General features: G+C 72.5%; 13 protein-coding genes and 2 pseudogenes. 10 read left to right on the top strand and 5 right to left on the bottom strand.

From position 1 onward, the window contains the following. Nucleotides 1-14: 14 nt before the first annotated feature. Entirely contained in the window at nucleotides 15-953 is a 939-nt protein-coding gene (locus IEZ19_RS28620; RefSeq protein ID WP_189314203.1) for an NAD(P)/FAD-dependent oxidoreductase, read from the bottom strand. Between the two features lie 79 nt (nucleotides 954-1,032). Here IEZ19_RS28620 and IEZ19_RS28615 point away from each other — a divergent pair, with 79 nt between their 5' ends. The 6 genes from IEZ19_RS28615 to IEZ19_RS28590 all read left to right on the top strand — a co-directional run bounded on the left by IEZ19_RS28615 (nucleotide 1,033) and on the right by IEZ19_RS28590 (nucleotide 6,266). Further along, entirely contained in the window at nucleotides 1,033-1,605 is a 573-nt protein-coding gene (locus IEZ19_RS28615; protein ID WP_189314202.1) for a helix-turn-helix domain-containing protein, read from the top strand. Between the two features lie 85 nt (nucleotides 1,606-1,690). Beyond that, nucleotides 1,691-2,659, top strand: a complete 969-nt coding sequence (locus IEZ19_RS28610; protein WP_189314201.1) for an NADPH:quinone oxidoreductase family protein — start codon at nucleotides 1,691-1,693, stop codon at nucleotides 2,657-2,659. Next, complete coding sequence (locus IEZ19_RS28605; protein ID WP_189314200.1) at nucleotides 2,656-3,837, top strand: acyl-CoA dehydrogenase family protein; 1,182 nt, start codon at nucleotides 2,656-2,658, stop codon at nucleotides 3,835-3,837. Before IEZ19_RS28610 ends, IEZ19_RS28605 begins: the two co-directional genes overlap by 4 nt. Then, nucleotides 3,834-4,916, top strand: a complete 1,083-nt coding sequence (locus IEZ19_RS28600) for an acyl-CoA dehydrogenase family protein (protein WP_189314199.1) — start codon at nucleotides 3,834-3,836, stop codon at nucleotides 4,914-4,916. Before IEZ19_RS28605 ends, IEZ19_RS28600 begins: the two co-directional genes overlap by 4 nt. A 181-nt stretch (nucleotides 4,917-5,097) precedes the next feature. Next, a complete protein-coding gene (locus IEZ19_RS28595; protein ID WP_189314198.1) occupies nucleotides 5,098-5,958 on the top strand; it encodes a phosphatidylinositol-specific phospholipase C/glycerophosphodiester phosphodiesterase family protein in 861 nt (286 codons plus the stop codon). Between the two features lie 113 nt (nucleotides 5,959-6,071). Further along, a complete protein-coding gene (locus tag IEZ19_RS28590; protein ID WP_189314197.1) occupies nucleotides 6,072-6,266 on the top strand; it encodes a hypothetical protein in 195 nt (64 codons plus the stop codon). A 2-nt stretch (nucleotides 6,267-6,268) separates the two neighbouring features. Here the strand turns inward: IEZ19_RS28590 and IEZ19_RS28585 are convergent, their stop codons facing one another. The 4 genes and pseudogenes from IEZ19_RS28585 to IEZ19_RS53605 all read right to left on the bottom strand — a co-directional run. Beyond that, the gene (locus IEZ19_RS28585; RefSeq protein WP_229840921.1) at nucleotides 6,269-7,504 is read right to left on the bottom strand and encodes a phosphodiester glycosidase family protein; all 1,236 of its coding nucleotides are present in this window, start codon (nucleotides 7,502-7,504) and stop codon (nucleotides 6,269-6,271) included. A gap of 75 nt (nucleotides 7,505-7,579) precedes the next feature. After that, nucleotides 7,580-7,939: a DUF779 domain-containing protein gene (locus IEZ19_RS28580; protein WP_189314196.1), complete on the bottom strand. Its 360-nt coding sequence runs from the start codon at nucleotides 7,937-7,939 to the stop codon at nucleotides 7,580-7,582. A 103-nt stretch (nucleotides 7,940-8,042) separates the two neighbouring features. Further along, complete coding sequence (locus tag IEZ19_RS53610) at nucleotides 8,043-8,393, bottom strand: VOC family protein (protein ID WP_189314262.1); 351 nt, start codon at nucleotides 8,391-8,393, stop codon at nucleotides 8,043-8,045. A 63-nt stretch (nucleotides 8,394-8,456) separates the two neighbouring features. Beyond that, nucleotides 8,457-8,867 (bottom strand): annotated as a pseudogene (locus IEZ19_RS53605) (PaaI family thioesterase); the annotation flags it as partial. 66 nt (nucleotides 8,868-8,933) lie between these two features. On the opposite strand from IEZ19_RS53605, the gene IEZ19_RS28565 reads away from it, so the two are divergent. From IEZ19_RS28565 to IEZ19_RS28550, 4 genes and pseudogenes are all read left to right on the top strand, one after another. Next, nucleotides 8,934-9,362 carry a MarR family winged helix-turn-helix transcriptional regulator gene (locus IEZ19_RS28565; protein WP_189314195.1) on the top strand — a complete coding sequence of 143 codons (429 nt, stop codon included), beginning with the start codon at nucleotides 8,934-8,936 and terminating at the stop codon, nucleotides 9,360-9,362. 149 nt (nucleotides 9,363-9,511) lie between these two features. Further along, nucleotides 9,512-11,584, top strand: coding sequence for a SpoIIE family protein phosphatase (locus IEZ19_RS28560; RefSeq protein ID WP_189314194.1), 2,073 nt, complete (start codon nucleotides 9,512-9,514; stop codon nucleotides 11,582-11,584). A gap of 81 nt (nucleotides 11,585-11,665) precedes the next feature. Then, nucleotides 11,666-14,137 (top strand): SpoIIE family protein phosphatase, encoded by a 2,472-nt coding sequence (locus tag IEZ19_RS28555; protein ID WP_189314193.1) that lies wholly within the window; start codon nucleotides 11,666-11,668, stop codon nucleotides 14,135-14,137. Between the two features lie 67 nt (nucleotides 14,138-14,204). Beyond that, a pseudogene (locus tag IEZ19_RS28550) lies at nucleotides 14,205-14,964 on the top strand (IclR family transcriptional regulator). Nucleotides 14,965-14,987 lie beyond the last annotated feature (23 nt).

Raw genomic sequence — 14,987 nt, 5'->3', positions numbered from 1 at the left:
CGGAGTCGCGGGGTCTACACCCGGATCGCCGCGTCGAGGTCCGCGAAGAGCAGCTCGCCGTTGATCGCGGCACCGGCGCGGTAGCCCCGGCTGGCCGCGTTGACCACCTGCTCCGCGAATCCGCTCGCGTTGCCCGCCGCCCACAGCCCCGGGACGGTCGTCAGGCCCCGCTCGTCGATCACCGGATAGGTGCCGAAGGGGGTCTCCTTCATCTCCGCACCCAGCCGGGCGAGGAGATCCGTCTGCGGCACCGCGCGCGGCGCCACGAACAGCACCTCGCGCTCGTACGCCCTCCCGGCCGCCAGCCGCACCCCGGTCAGCCGGTCGCCGTCGACGTCCAGGCCCACGACGGCGCTCGGCACGACCCGGACGCCGGCCGCCGCCAGCCTGCGCAGGTCGTCGTCGGCCAGGTCGGCCTCCGCGACCTCGTGCAGGAAGAGCGTCACGTCCTTGGACCACTGGGTGACCATCAGCGCCTGGTGCACGCTCATCGGTGACGTGGCGAGCACGCCGAACGCCCGGTCCCGCACCTCCCAGCCGTGGCAGTACGGGCAGTGCACCACATCCCGGCCGAAGCGCTCGGCGACGCCCGGCACCGCCGGCAGCTCGTCCTTCAGACCGGTCGCCACGACCAGCTGCCGGGAGTGCACGGACCCTCCCGAGGCGAGGCGGACCGTGAAACCGCCGTCCCGGGCCACGTCCACCGCCCGGTCCCGGACCAGCTCGACGCCGTACCGCGCGATCTCCTCGCGCCCGGCGGCGAGGAACTCGGCGGGCGGCATCCCGTCCCGCGACAGATAGCCCTGCATGTGCGCGGCGGGCGCGTTGCGCGGCTCGCCCGCGTCGACGACCAGGGTGCGTCGCCGGGCCCGGCCCAGCACCAGCGCGGCGGACAGCCCGGCCGCCCCGCCTCCGACGACGACCACTTCGTAGGTCGCGGTGTTCTCGGTCATGGTGACCACCTCCGGGGGGAGACGGTCGCTCCGAGGATGCGGGATTGACAAACGTCTTTGCCGATCCTGCAATACCGGTATGAGTGCAGACGACGTTCTCGCGGAGGTGGGCCCGCGGCTGCGGCGCATCCGCAAGGAGCGGGAGGTGACCCTGGCGGGGCTGTCCGAGGCGACCGGCATCTCCGTCAGCACCCTCTCGCGACTGGAGTCCGGACTGCGCAGACCCAGCCTGGAGCTGCTGCTGCCGATCGCGCAGGCCCATCAGGTGCCCCTGGACGAACTGGTCGGCGCGCCGCCGGTGGGCGATCCGCGGGTGCGGGCCAAGCCGATCGTGCGGCACGGGCGCACCTATCTGCCGCTGACCCGCCAGCCCGGCGGCCTCCAGGCGTTCAAGGTGCTCCTGCCGCAGCGGCGGTCGGAACCGGAGCCGCGCACGCACGAGGGGTACGAGTGGCTGTACGTCCTCTCCGGGAAGGTCCGGCTCGTGCTCGGCGAGCACGACGTGGTGCTGACTGCGGGGGAGGCCGCCGAGTTCGACACCCGGGTGCCGCACTGGTTCGGGTCGACGGGGGAGGGGCCGGCGGAGTTCCTGAGCCTGTTCGGACCGCAGGGCGAGCGGATGCACGTACGGGCGCGGCCGAGCCGTTCGTGATGCGTCCGGCTGTTCCCTGATCGGCAAGCGACCGCTTAGTGTGCGATCGACCCGGTCAGACGAAGCAGTCCCGTGGAGGCACCGCATGCAGGCATGGCAAGTGCACGAGAACGGCGAGCCGAGCGAGGTGATGCGGCTCCAGGAGGTGGAGCGGCCCACGCCCGGCGAGGGTCAGGTGCTGCTGAGGGTGCGTGCCGCGAACATCAACTTCCCGGACGTGCTGATGTGCCGGGGCCAGTACCAGGTCCGGCCGCCGCTGCCGTTCACCCCGGGCCTGGAGATCTGCGGCGAGACCGAGGACGGGCGCCGAGTGATCGCAAACCCGGCGCTGCCGTACGGCGGTTTCGCCGAGTACGCCGTCGCGGACGCCGCGTCCGTGCTGCCCGCGCCCGACTCCCTCGACGACGCCGAGGCCGCCGCGCTGCACATCGGCTACCAGACGGGCTGGTTCGGCCTGCACCGCCGGGCGCACCTCGAAGCCGGCGAGACCCTGCTCGTGCACGCCGCCGCCGGCGGGGTCGGCAGCGCGGCCGTGCAGCTCGGCAAGGCCGCCGGGGCCACGGTCATCGGTGTCGTGGGCGGCGCCGACAAGGCCGCCGTCGCGCGTGAGCTGGGCTGCGACGTGGTGATCGACCGGCGCGCCGAGGACGTCGTTGCCGCGGTGAAGGAGGCCACCGGCGGCCGGGGCGCCGACGTGATCTACGACCCGGTCGGCGGCGAGGCGTACACGCAGTCCGCCAAGACCGTCGCCTTCGAGGGCCGGATCGTGGTCGTCGGCTTCGCCGGCGGCACGATCCCGAGCCCCGGGCTCAATCACGCCCTGGTGAAGAACTACTCGATCCTCGGCCTGCACTGGGGGCTGTACAACACCAAGAACCCGAAGCTGGTCCAGCGCTGCCACGAGCAGCTCACCGACCTGGCCGCCCGGGGCGCGATCAAGCCGCTGGTGAGCGAGCGGGTCCCGCTCGACGGCGCCGCCGCAGCAGTGCAGCGGGTCGGCGACGGCGTCACCACCGGCCGCGTCGCCGTCGTACCGAACGGGGCCCTCGCATGACCGACGCAGCCGAACTGAAGCGCCGTACGGCGGACTTGCTGGCCGCGTACCCGCCCCCCGACACCGACCGGCCGGCCTTCCTCCGGGCCCGCTTCGACGCGGGCCTGGCGTGGGTGCACTACCCGGAGGGCCTCGGCGGGCTCGGCGCCCCGCGCACCCTCCAGGCCGTCGTGGACGCCGAGCTGGAGGCCGCGGGCGCCCCCGACAACGACCCCCGGCGCATCGGCATCGGCCTCGGCATGGCCGCGCCGACGATCCTGCGCTACGGCACCGAGGAGCAGAAGCAGCGGTTCCTGCGGCCGCTGTGGACGGGCGAGGAGGTCTGGTGCCAGCTGTTCAGCGAGCCCGGCGCCGGGTCCGACCTGGCCGCGCTGGGCACGCGGGCGGTCCGGGAGGGCGACTCGTGGGTGGTCGACGGACAGAAGGTGTGGACCTCCAGCGCCCATCTCGCCCGCTGGGCCATCCTCATCGCCCGCACCGACCCGGACGTGCCCAAGCACCAGGGCATCACCTACTTCATCTGCGACATGACCGACCCGGGCGTCGAAGTGCGGCCGCTGCGCCAGATCACCGGCGAGGCCGAGTTCAACGAGGTCTTCCTCACCGACGTCCGCATCCCCGACGCGCGCCGCCTCGGTGAGGTGGGCGACGGCTGGCGGGTCGCGCAGACCACGCTGATGAACGAGCGCGTCTCCATCGGCGGGATGCGGCTGCCCCGCGAGGGCGGCATGATCGGCCCGGTCGCCAGGACCTGGCGGGAACGCCCCGAGCTGCGCACCCACGACCTGCACCAGCGCCTGCTGAAACTGTGGGTGGAGTCCGAGGTCTCGCGCCTCACCGCCGAGCGGCTGCGCCAGCAGCTCGTCGCGGGCCAGCCCGGCCCCGAGGGCTCGGGGACGAAGCTCGCGTTCGCCCGCCTCAACCAGGAGATCAGCGGACTGGAGGTCGAACTCCTCGGCAAGGAAGGCTTGTTGTACGACGACTGGACCATGCGCCGCCCCGAGCTGGTCGACTTCACCGGCCGCGACGCCGGTTACCGCTATCTGCGCGCCAAGGGCAACAGCATCGAGGGCGGGACCAGCGAGGTCCTGCTGAACATCGTCGCGGAACGCGTCCTGGGCCTGCCGGCCGAGCCGCGCACCGACAAGGACGTCGCATGGAAGGACCTGGCCCGATGACGACGCAGCCCGATCTTCTCTACTCGGAGGAGGAAGAGGCGCTCCGCGCCGCCGTCCGCGACCTGCTCACGGACCGCTGCGCCCCGGCGTCCGTGATCGCCCGCACCGAGTCGGACGCCCCGCACGACGTGTCGCTGTGGAAGGCACTCACCGAGGGCATGGGCCTGGCCGGTCTGCTGGTGCCCGAGGAACACGGCGGCCAGGGCGCCACGCACCGCGAAGTCGCCGTCGTCCTGGAGGAGTTGGGACGGGCGGTCGCACCCGTGCCGTATCTGGCGAGCGCCGTGGTCGCCACCGAGGCGGTGCTGGCCTGCGGAGCGGACGACCTGCTGAGCCGGTTGGCGGAGGCGACGGCGATCGGCGCGCTCGCGGTCGGCCTGCACACCGCTCCCGGCGCCGCCTTCAAGAGGGTCCGCCTGGAAGGCGGCACGCTGCACGGCGAGGTGACGGGGATCGCGGACGCGGCCGTGGCCGACGTGCTGCTCGTGCCCGCGGACGACGGCGGACTGTACGCGGTCGACGCCTCCGCGGCGACCGTCGTCCCGCAGGTGTCCCTGGACCTCACCCGGCCGGTCGCCACCGTCGTCCTCGACGGAGCCGCGGGCACTCGCCTCGGCGAAGCCGCACCCGCCGTGCGCCGTGGCCTGCGCGCCGGGGCCGGGCTGCTTGCCTCCGAGCAACTCGGGCTCGCCGAGTGGGCGTTGACGGAGACGGTGCGGTACCTCAAGGAGCGCAAGCAGTTCAACCGTCCCGTCGGCGGCTTCCAGGCACTCAAGCACCGGCTCGCCCAGCTGTGGCTGGAGGTCGTGAACCTCCGGGCCGCCGCCCGTGCCGCCGCCGACGCGCTCGCCACGGGTACGGACACCGCCGTGACGGTGGCCGTCGCGCAGGCCTATGCCGGGCCCGTCGCCGTGCACGCCGCCGAGGAGGCGCTGCAACTGCACGCCGGGATCGGGATGACCTGGGAGCACCCGATCCATCTGTACCTCAAGCGGGCCAAAGCCGACTCGATCGCCTACGGCACAGCGGGAGCCCACCGCGAGAACCTGGCCGAACTGGTGGACCTCCAGGCCCCCTGACGTACATCTGAACGACGCCGGGAGAAGCCCGTCCCACCTGGGGCGGGCTTCTCCGCGCGCTGCCGCCGTGAAGTGAACGCACGACGGCGGTCCGGCCGACTCCCCGCACGAACGGGCATCTTGGGCCCGGATCGCACGCATACTCCCTTCGGTCCCATAGGCCCTACAAGGGAGGCAGAGCATGGCCCTCACCACCCGTCGCAGAGCCCTCACCACCCTCGGCGCCGCCCTCGCGGGCGCGGTCGCGCTGCCCGCCACCTCGGCGTGGGCGGGCGGTCACCACGGCCCGAGCCCGCTGTGGCGCGCCCACGCGCACAACGACTACGACCATCCGCGCCCGCTGTTCGACGCCCTCGACCACCGGTTCGGCAGCGTCGAGGCCGACATCTTCCTCGTCGGCGACCAGCTCCTCATCTCCCACGACGCCACCGACCTCGACCCGACCCGCACCCTCGAGTCCCTCTATCTGGACCCGCTGGCCGCTCGAGTCCGGGCCAACCACGGTTCGGCCTACCGGGGTTGGCGCAGACCTCTGCAGCTCCTCATCGACATCAAGACCGAGGGCTCGTCGACGTACACCGAACTCGACCGCCACCTCAGGCGCTACCCGCACCTGTTCACGACCTACGCCCACGGACGCGTGCACCCGGGCCCGGTCACGGCGGTGATCTCCGGCGACCGGGCAGCCCGTGTCCCCATGGAGGCGCAGACCGTCCGCCGGGCCTTCTACGACGGCCGGCTCAGCGACCTCGGCACCTCGGCGCCCGTGTCCTTCGTGCCGCTGATCAGCGACAACTGGACGCTCAACTTCACCTGGCAGGGCACAGGCGCCTTCCCGGACGCCGAGCGGCAGAAGCTGCGGACCATCATCCGGGCCGCGCACGAGAACGGGCAGCAGGTTCGTTTCTGGGCCACCCCGGACGCGGCGGGCCCGGCGCGGGACGCACTGTGGACCGAACTCCTCGCCGCCGGCGTCGACTACTTCAACACCGACGACCTCGCGGGCCTGGAGGCCTTCCTGGACGCCCACGCCTCGGCGTAGTCAACAGCGGACACCACTCGATCGGGGGACGTGTCAGCCGCCCGGACGACTCCTCCGCTACGCCACACTTGCGGCCGAACGCCGCGAAATGGGCGTGGCGGAGGAGGTTCGTGATGGCCGTGTCCATCTCAGTGGTGCTGCTGCTCCTGATCATTGCCGTGATCTTCATGCGCAACGGCGCGCTGAAGATCTCCCACGCCTTGATCTGCATGCTGCTCGGGTTCTATCTGGCCGGCACGACCATGGGGCCGACCATCCAGAGCGGGCTGACCGCGACCGCGGACCTCGTGAGCAAGCTGCGGCCCTGAGTTCAGGGCGTCGAGAAGACGCCGATGCCGTTGGGCACGGGGCGCTCGGCGCCGCCGCTCGGGTGGTTGCGCACGCTCACCGTGTTCGCTCCCGGCTGCCGGGCGACCAGCGTCGTGGAACCGCCGCCGTCCAGGCTGAACGCGTCCTGAGACCCCAACGCCCGCATCTCGTCGGCTACTTCGGCGATCGTCAGACCGGTGCGGTAGGCGGGGCCGCCGTCCACGGCGAGCAGCAGCAGGCGCCGTCCGCCGTCCGCGATGCCCACGGCGGTGCGTACCGCCGCGGTCTTGCCGTCGAGACCGGCGAGCGGCTGTCCACCGCGCAGCACCGGGCAGCCGCCGAGGGCGAAGCGGTACGCGGTCTTCGAGGCGGACGCCACCAGCCGGTGCCGTACCGTCACCGGTTCGCCCTTGGACAGCTTCCGCAGTTGCTGCGCGCCCGCCTCGCGGCCGACCAGGACCGTGGTGCCGGGGGCGATGGCACCGCCGCCGGGGGTGTCGGAGGCCGAGACGACGCGGCCGGCGCGGACCGTCACCTCGTAGGTGTCCGTGCTGCACGGGGCCGCGCGGTTCGTGTCGGTGCCGCAGGTCGCGCGCACCCGCGAGACCGAACCCCACTGCGAGGTGAACGCGCCGACCGAATTCTCCGGCAGCGCGTACTGGTTGAGCCCGCCCAGCGTCAGGGGCCCCCCGGGGGTGCGGACCGAACCGAGCAGGGCCAGGTGATCCAGGCGGGCCCGCCGGTCGGCGCCCACGCCGAAGACCTCCCGCGTGTCCGTGCCGGGCGGCAGCCCGGGTCCGAACCGCTGCCCCTTCGGCACCGCGTACTTGAGCGCGACGCCGTGCGCGATCGCCGGACCGACCGTCGCGCCGGTCGCCTCGACGCCCGGGTGCTGGGTCTCGTCGATGTCGAAGAAGTCGCCGTTGACGCCCGCGACCGCGCCGGCCGAGTCGGCAAGCCGGGAGACGGGGGCGCGTGCCGCCACGGTCCCCGGGTACAGCAGGTCGAGGCGGACGTGCGGATCGCTCAGATCGACGCGCAGCAGATGGACGTGGGTGAGGCCCTTGGCCCCCTGGACGTCGAACTCCTCGTAGCGGACGCCCGGTGCGACGGCGGTGCCGGCCTGGACGGCGCCGGCCGGTGCCGCCCCCACCAGGGCCGCACCGGCCAGCATGCCGAGCGCCGTGAGTACCGTCAGTGCCGATCTGCCCGCGAACCGTCCATGACGACGCGTCACTTCTCCCCCTGATGTCTCGTCAAGTGCTTCAGGACTCAGGGGAAGTGCATCAGACGGCGGTGTCCGGAGGGGTGGCTAGCCGTCGACCACACGAGAACGGGTGAGGAAACGCACCCCTTCCGGCGCCTCCAGCGAGAATCCGCTACCGCGTCCCGGTACGACGTCGACGATCAGCCGCGTATGACTCCAGACCTCGTACTGACTCCGTGACATCCAGAACGTCACCGGCTCCTCGACGCCCTCGACCTGCAACTCGGCCAGCAGCACGTCCGAACCGCCGGTCCGGAACTCGCCGTCCGGATAACACATGGGCGCGCTGCCGTCACAGCACCCGCCGGACTGATGAAACATCAGCGGACCGTGCGACTCCCGCAGCCGACGCACGAGTTCGGCCGCCCGCGGGGTGAGTTCGACACGCGGAATTACCTGCTCCATGGTCACCGTCCTGAGCCTGTGCAGCGGTCGGGACCAGTCTCACGGGTCATCAGCAGGCGCGTCCACCATGCGTCACGTACGGCATGAAGAAGGCCGGCGCGTGCTATCGGCGATGGCTCAGCACGTTCACCACGCGGCCATCGGGGTCGCGGACGAAGAAGCGGCGTACGCCCCAGGCCTCGTCGGTGAGCGGGTGCACGATGTCCGCTCCGCGGGTCCGCATCGCCTCGTACGCCGCGTCCACGTCCTCGACCTCGATGCTCAGGTCCGGTGCGACGGGAGCCGTGCGGTCGGCGGTCATCAGGCTCAGTTGCGCGGTGGGGTTGCCGGGGGAGGCCAGGGTCGCGATCCAGCCGAGGTCCATGACCTCGCGCAGGCCCAGCGCCTCGTAGAACTCCGTGCTCTGCGGCAGGTCGGTCGCCCGGAGGTCGGGGACGACGCGGCGTACGGACATCTCGCGGCTCCGCTGGTCGGCCGGACGCGCTGGACGGCGCTCAGACCAGCCCTTCGCGTGGTCCGCCACCGCGATGGTGCCCTGGGCCACCGCGCACAGTTTCTCCGTGCCGGCGGCGTCGGTCGTGGACAGGTCGCAGCGGCACACGGCGAGGGTGCGTCCGGCGCGGACCACATGGGCGTGGGCACGCAGGACCTCGCCGGCCGCCGGGCGCACGTAGTCGATGCTGTACCCGGCCGTGATCAGCCGCGGACCGAGGATCGAGCCCGCCGCGAAGGTCAGGGTGTTGTCGGCGGCGTAACCGAGCACGCCGCCGTGCAGGAAGCCGTAGTGCTGGAGCAGTTCTTCGCGGATGTCCAGCTCCAGAGTGGCCTCACCGCCGCCGAAGGCTGTCAGCCGCGCACCGAGGAGCACGCTGAAGGGCTGCGCCGCCAGGGTCTTCCGGGCGATGTCCAGGTCCAGGACGTCAGTCATGAGCGACCTCACTTCACTACTGAAGTGAGGGTGGCGGCCACCCCTGCCGTCTGTCAAGATCGGCCCATGTCCGAGCCCTCCGACCAGCGCCTGTTCTTCCTGCTCCAGCGCGCGGCGCACCAGCTGCGCACCGCGGCCGACCGGCGCTGTCTGGCCGCCTCGGGGGTCACCACGGCCCAGCTCGGCGCGCTGTACGCGGTGCGCGACCGGCCGGGCCTGACCCAGGGCGAGCTGGCCCGCACCCTCGGGCTGCGCGAGTCCGCGGTCACCGGGCTCGTCCGGCGGCTGGTCCAGGCCGGATTGCTGGTCAGGTCCCCGCATCCCCGTGAACACCGGGCCATGGTCCTGGAGTTGACCGACGCCGGGGGCGCCGCGCTGGACGCCGCCCAGCCCGAGGTCGACCACTTCAACACCGAACTGCGGGACCTGCTCGGGGATGACGGGTTCCTGCGGACCGCGGAGGCGCTGCGCCGCCTGGCCATCTGGGAGTCGTAGGGCCTCCGCGCGCCGTAAAGGCCCAAGGGTGCGTGGACGGTGCCCGACGAGGGACCATGGAGCCACGTGCACGGAGGGCACCACCAGGTGCCGCGCGCCGCGGGCCTCGAGGTGGCACCCGCCGACGGACGGAGGGAGGGAGGAGCGGCATGGCGACCGAATCCTTCCGGGCCGACGGCGTCCTGCGGCACGCGGGGTCGACCGACCGGTACGGGCTGCTCGACGTCCTCGGCGTCGCCGCCGTGGTGCTGGACGCCGACGGCCGGATCGTGTTCTGGAGCTCCCAGGCGGAGGACCTGTTCGGCTACACCGCGGGCGAGGCGCTCGGGAAGTACGCGGCCCGGCTCTTCGTCCACGAGCAGCACTTCGACCTGGTGCGGGACCTGTTCGCCCAGGTCATGCTGAGCGGCGCGAGCTGGGCCGGCGCCTTCCCCATCCGGCACAAGGACGGCAGCACCCGGATGCTGGAGTTCCGCAACATGCGGCTGCTCGACAACCTGGGGGACGTCTACGCCCTGGGCATCGCCGCCGACCACAACACCCTCCAGCGCGTCGAGACCGACCTCGCGCTGTCCGAACGCCTGGTGTCCCAGTCGCCCATCGGTCTGTCGATCAAGGACACCGAGCTGCGCTACCTCACCGTCAACCGGGCGCTGGAGAGGATCAACGGCCTCCCGGCCGACGCACATCGCGGCCGCACCCTCCGCGAGATCCTGCCGGGCCTGGACGCGGACTGGATCGAGGGCGCCCTGAGTCAGGTGCTGGAGACCGGGCGCCCTCAGCTCGACCTGCACACCGTGGGCCGTACACCTGCGGATCCCGACCACGACCACGCCTGGTCGGTGTCGTACTTCCGGCTGGAGGACCCCGGCGGCCGGGTGCTCGGCGTCGCCGGATCCATCGTCGACGTCACCGAGCGGCACCACGCGGCTCTGGAGGCCGAGCGGGCGAGCAAGCGCCTCGCCCTCGTCGCCGAGGCGTCCGCCCGGGTCGGCACCACCCTGGACGTGAACCAGACCGCCCGTGAACTCGCCGAGGTCGCCGTCCCCGGACTCGCCGACGTCGTGGCGGTCGAGGTACTCGACTCGGTACTGGCCCTCCAGAGCCGCGCGCAGACCCACGGACCGGCGCTCTTCCGCGCCCTCGCCCTTGTTTCCGCCCATCCCACCGAGGCCACCCGGGCCGCCGACCCGCCCGGTGAGCTGGCCACTTATGCCGCCGACCGGCTGGTCACGCAGTGCGTCCGGACCGCGCGGCCCGTCCTGGTGGAGCACGTCACCGAGCGCGATCTGGCCCGCATCGCCCGCTCCCCCGAGGCCGCTGCCCTGCTGGCGCGCGCCGGTGTGCACTCCTATCTGGCGGTCCCCCTGATCGCGCGTGGCGAGGTGCTCGGGGCGTTCGACCTCAAGCGGGCGCGCAATCCGCTGCCCTTCGGCCAGGACGACGTCGTCCTGGCCGGTGAGCTGGCCGCTCGGGCCGCGGTCAGCATCGACAACGCCCGCTGGTTCCAGAGCGTGCGCAACACCGCGGTCACCCTCCAGCGCAGCCTGCTGCCCGACGACCCACCCCGGCTCACGGGCCTTGAGGTGGCCTCCCGCTATCGCCCCGCGCACGCCGCGAGCGAGGTCGGCGGCGACTGGTTCGACACCATCGCCCTCGGCGACGGGCGGACCGTACTGGTCGTCGGGGACGTCATGGGCAGCGGCATCGCCGCCGCCACCACCATGGGACGGCTGCGCACCGCCGCCCGCACCCTCGCCGACCTGGACTTCGACCCCGCGCAGGTGCTCCAGCACCTCGACCAGACCGTCAGCGGCCTCGAGCAGTACATCGCGACCTGCCTGTACGCCGTCTACGACCCCCGGTGCGGCGAGTGCCACCTGGCCAACGCCGGACATCTGCCGCCCGTCCTGGTGCGCGCCGGCAAGGCCCCGCAGCTGCTCAAACTGCCCACCGGCGTGCCGCTCGGCGTCGGTGGTGTCGCCTTCCTCAGCGCCACCGTCGACCTGGCCCCCGGCGATCTGCTCGTCCTGTACACCGACGGCCTGATCGAGACCCGTCACGACCCCATCGACGAACGCCTCGACGTCCTCCTGCGGCTGCTGGCCGTGCCCGACCGGTCTCTGGAGGAGACCTGCGACCGGCTCCTCGACGCGCTGCGCGTCCCCGAGGGGCACGACGACGCCACCCTGCTCGTCGCCCGCACGCTCGCCACCGGCTAGCCGGTTCCGGCCCTGTGTCCGCTCGCTGCGTCCGCCGGAAGGACGCGCAGCAACTTATGGTGGGGGGAGAGGATGGGTTTGATGGCATTTGGGCGAAATGGATCCGACGCGCCTCCCCCCGAAGGACCGCGCGAGAATTTCGACGCGTCCAACGACGCGGCGGCCGTCGTCCGCGCCGACGGCACGGTGATCGGCTGGACCCGCGGCGCCGAGGCCCTCCTCGGATACACCGCGCAGGAGCTCGTCGGCGGCTCCGCCGCAGGCCTGCTGGCGCTGCCCGGACACCCGCGGCGCGTGGCCGGCATCGCCGAGCGGTGCCGCACGGGCCAGGGCTGGAGCGGCCGGGTCCTGCTACGGCACCGCGACGGCCACCGCGTCGACGCCGGCCTGCGCGTGTCGGCCGCCTTCCGCATCGGCGACGACGAGTGCTTCCTCGTCTCGATGCGCGAGCAGCGGCCGCAGTGGGAGGCGCCCCGGTCGATCCTGGACGGCTTCCTGACCCGCGCGCCGGTCGGCATGGCCGTGATGGACACCAACCTGCGCTACGTCTGGCTGAACGACACACTGGAGAGCTTCGGCGGTGTGCCCCGCGAGCAGCGGCTCGGACACCGGATCAGCGAACTGCTGCCCGGACTGCAGGGGGAGACCCTCGAGGGCCTGATGCGCAAGGTCATGGCCACCGGCCTCCCGGTCGCCGACTACGAGTACGCGGGCTGGAGCTGGGCCGACCCGCACCATGAGCACGCCTACGCGTCGTCGTTCTTCCCGCTGGTGGACGCCGACAACAGGGTCACGGGGGTCTGCTACCTGGTCACCGACGTCACCGAGCGGTGGCACGCCCGACGGCTCCTGGCCCTGGTCAACGAGGCCGGGAGCAGTGTCGGCAGCACCCTGGACGTGCTGCGGACGGCACAGGAACTCGCCGACTTCGCCGTGCCCCGGTTCGCGGACTTCGTGGCCGTCGACCTGCTGGAGCCCGTCCTCAGCTCCGAGGGACAGGGAACCTGGCTGTCGGACGCCGGACCCCCGTCCGCGCAGCCGTTGATGCGCCGGGCCGGCCTGATGTCGGTGCGGGAGGGCAGCCCGGAGGCGGTGGCGCAGGTCGGCGACCTGGTGGACTTCGTGCCGCCGCCCCACGATGTGACCAGACTCATCGACTCGGACCCGATCTTCATTCCGATCATGGACCCGGACGACAGGGCGTGGGAGGCTGGACGGCACGACCGTGCGCCCGGCATCCGCGAGTTCGGCCTGCACTCCCTCATAGCCGTGCCGATGCGGGCGCGGAACACCGTTCTCGGTCTGACCACGTTCATGCGGTCGGCCAATCCCGCCGCCTTCCAGCAGGACGACGTCCTCCTCGCCCGGGAACTGGTGGCGCGGGCCGCGCTCTGCGTCGACAACGCCCGCCGCTACACCCGGGAACACACGGCCGCGATCACCCTGCAGCGCAGCCTGCTGCCCCACGCCCTGTCGGGCGGTACGGCGCTGGAGGTGGCCTCCTCGTATCTCCCGGCGGACGCGACGGGTGGGGTCGGCGGCGACTGGTTCGACGTGATTCCGCTGTCCGGTGCCCGGGTGGGCCTCGTCGTCGGCGACGTGGTCGGCCACGGCATCGCCGCCGCCGCGACCATGGGCCGGCTGCGTACGGCCGTACAGACCCTGGCCGACATGGAGATGCCGCCCGATGAACTGCTGGCCCACCTCGACGACCTCGTCCTGCGGCTGAGCGAGGGGGCGTCCGGCACCCCGGACCCCGGCGAGTCCGCCACGTCGTTCCTCGGGGCGACCTGCCTGTACGCCGTCTACGATCCCGTCACCCGGCGCTGCACGATGGCCCGCGCCGGGCATCCGCCGCCCATCGTCGTCGCCCCGGACGGCCGGGTCTCCTTCCCGGAGTTGCCCGCGGGACCACCGCTGGGGCTCGGCGGGGTGCCGTTCGAGGCCGCCGAGATCGAGCTCGCCGAGGACAGTCTGCTCGGCCTCTACACGAACGGCCTCGTCGAGGGACCCGACCACGACATGGAGACGGGGCTGGCCCGGCTCGGCGCGCTGCTGGCCCGGCCCGGCCGTGACCTCGACGAGCGGTGCGCCGCCGCCGTACGGCAGCTCATACCCGTGCCGCAGCCCGACGACATCGCGCTCCTGCTGGCGCGCACCCACGTGCTCGGCCCGGACCGCGTCGTCTCCTGGGACGTGCCCGTGGATCCCGCTGCCGTCGCCGATCTGCGGACCCGGGCGACCGAACAGGTGGTGGCCTGGGGCTGCCCGGAACTGGCGATGACGACGGAACTCATCGTGAGCGAACTGGTCACCAACGCGATCCGCTACGCCACGCCGCCCATCCGGCTGCGGGTGATCCACGACTCCCGGCTGACCTGCGAGGTCGCCGACGCCAGCAGCACGGCGCCGCGTCTGCGGCACGCCCGCAGCACCGACGAGGGCGGCCGAGGCCTGTTCCTGGTGGCCCAGCTCGCCCACCGCTGGGGCGCCCGCTACGAGGGCGGCGGGAAGGTCATCTGGGCCGAACAGGAGATCCCCGAGCCGCCCTGAGCCCACGCCGGCCCGGACCGGCCGGGTGTGTCTTGCTGACTCCCGGTGCCCGGCGCACGCTGGTCATATGGGTGTTGCCGACGGCCCCACGCTCATCAGCTCCGTACAGCGGGCCTTCCGCCTGCTGGAGGCGGTGAGCGCGCACGAGAACGGCGCGCCGGCCAAGCAGCTGGCACGGGAGACGGGCCTGCCCCTGGCCAACCGCCTACCACCTGCTGCGCACGCTGGCGCACGACGGATACGTACGGAAGCTGGACGACGGCGGGTTCGTCCTCGGCGACAAACTCCAGACGCTGCGGGCCACCGGCCGTGGGCAGGCACTGCTCAGCCGGGTCCGGCCCACGCTCGCCGCGCTGCGGGACGAGCTCGCGACCGCCGCCTACCTGACCTTCTACGAGGACGGCGAGATCCGGGTCGCCGAGATCGTCGACGGTCCCCGGACCCCCAGGGTCGACCTGTGGGTGGGCTTCGAGGACACGGCCCACGCCACCGCGCTGGGGAAGTCCGTGCTGCGCGAAATGGACGCGGACGCCCGCAAGGACTACCTCTCCCGGCACCACCTCGCCGACCTCACGCCCCGGACCATCACCGATCCACCCGAGCTGCTCCGGCGGATCGACTCGTCACCCGTGGCCCCCGCCGTGACAGACCTGGAGGAGTACGCCCTGGGCACCGTCTACGTCGCCGTCCCCGTCTACAACGGGGACACACTCGGTTCGCTCGGCGTGTCGCTGCCGGTGGACCGGGCGGCCCGGCTCGAGGAGATCCGGGCGCGGCTGCTCCCGACCGCGAGCCGGGTGAGCAGGCGTCTGTCGCTCACTATCTGATATTCGTGTCCTTGTGACGCCCA

The sequence above is a fragment of the Streptomyces brasiliensis genome (assembly GCF_014647875.1).
Taxonomy (GTDB): Bacteria; Actinomycetota; Actinomycetes; order Streptomycetales; family Streptomycetaceae; genus Streptomyces; species Streptomyces brasiliensis.
Note: the sequence above shows the minus strand (reverse complement) of the source record. Positions and strands in the feature narration are given on the sequence as shown.

Excerpts from the sequence above, each read along its gene's own strand:
- IEZ19_RS28580 (WP_189314196.1), bottom strand. The coding sequence starts at position 7,939 with ATGGAGCAGGTAATTCCGCGTGTCGAACTCACCCCGCGGGCGGCCGAA.
- IEZ19_RS28595 (WP_189314198.1), top strand. The coding sequence starts at position 5,098 with ATGGCCCTCACCACCCGTCGCAGAGCCCTCACCACCCTCGGCGCCGCC.
- IEZ19_RS28610 (WP_189314201.1), top strand. The coding sequence starts at position 1,691 with ATGCAGGCATGGCAAGTGCACGAGAACGGCGAGCCGAGCGAGGTGATG.
- IEZ19_RS28590 (WP_189314197.1), top strand. The coding sequence starts at position 6,072 with ATGGCCGTGTCCATCTCAGTGGTGCTGCTGCTCCTGATCATTGCCGTG.
- IEZ19_RS28555 (WP_189314193.1), top strand. The coding sequence starts at position 11,666 with ATGGCATTTGGGCGAAATGGATCCGACGCGCCTCCCCCCGAAGGACCG.
- IEZ19_RS28560 (WP_189314194.1), top strand. The coding sequence starts at position 9,512 with ATGGCGACCGAATCCTTCCGGGCCGACGGCGTCCTGCGGCACGCGGGG.
- IEZ19_RS28615 (WP_189314202.1), top strand. The coding sequence starts at position 1,033 with ATGAGTGCAGACGACGTTCTCGCGGAGGTGGGCCCGCGGCTGCGGCGC.
- IEZ19_RS28600 (WP_189314199.1), top strand. The coding sequence starts at position 3,834 with ATGACGACGCAGCCCGATCTTCTCTACTCGGAGGAGGAAGAGGCGCTC.
- IEZ19_RS28565 (WP_189314195.1), top strand. The coding sequence starts at position 8,934 with ATGTCCGAGCCCTCCGACCAGCGCCTGTTCTTCCTGCTCCAGCGCGCG.
- IEZ19_RS53610 (WP_189314262.1), bottom strand. The coding sequence starts at position 8,393 with ATGTCCGTACGCCGCGTCGTCCCCGACCTCCGGGCGACCGACCTGCCG.
- IEZ19_RS28620 (WP_189314203.1), bottom strand. The coding sequence starts at position 953 with ATGACCGAGAACACCGCGACCTACGAAGTGGTCGTCGTCGGAGGCGGG.
- IEZ19_RS28605 (WP_189314200.1), top strand. The coding sequence starts at position 2,656 with ATGACCGACGCAGCCGAACTGAAGCGCCGTACGGCGGACTTGCTGGCC.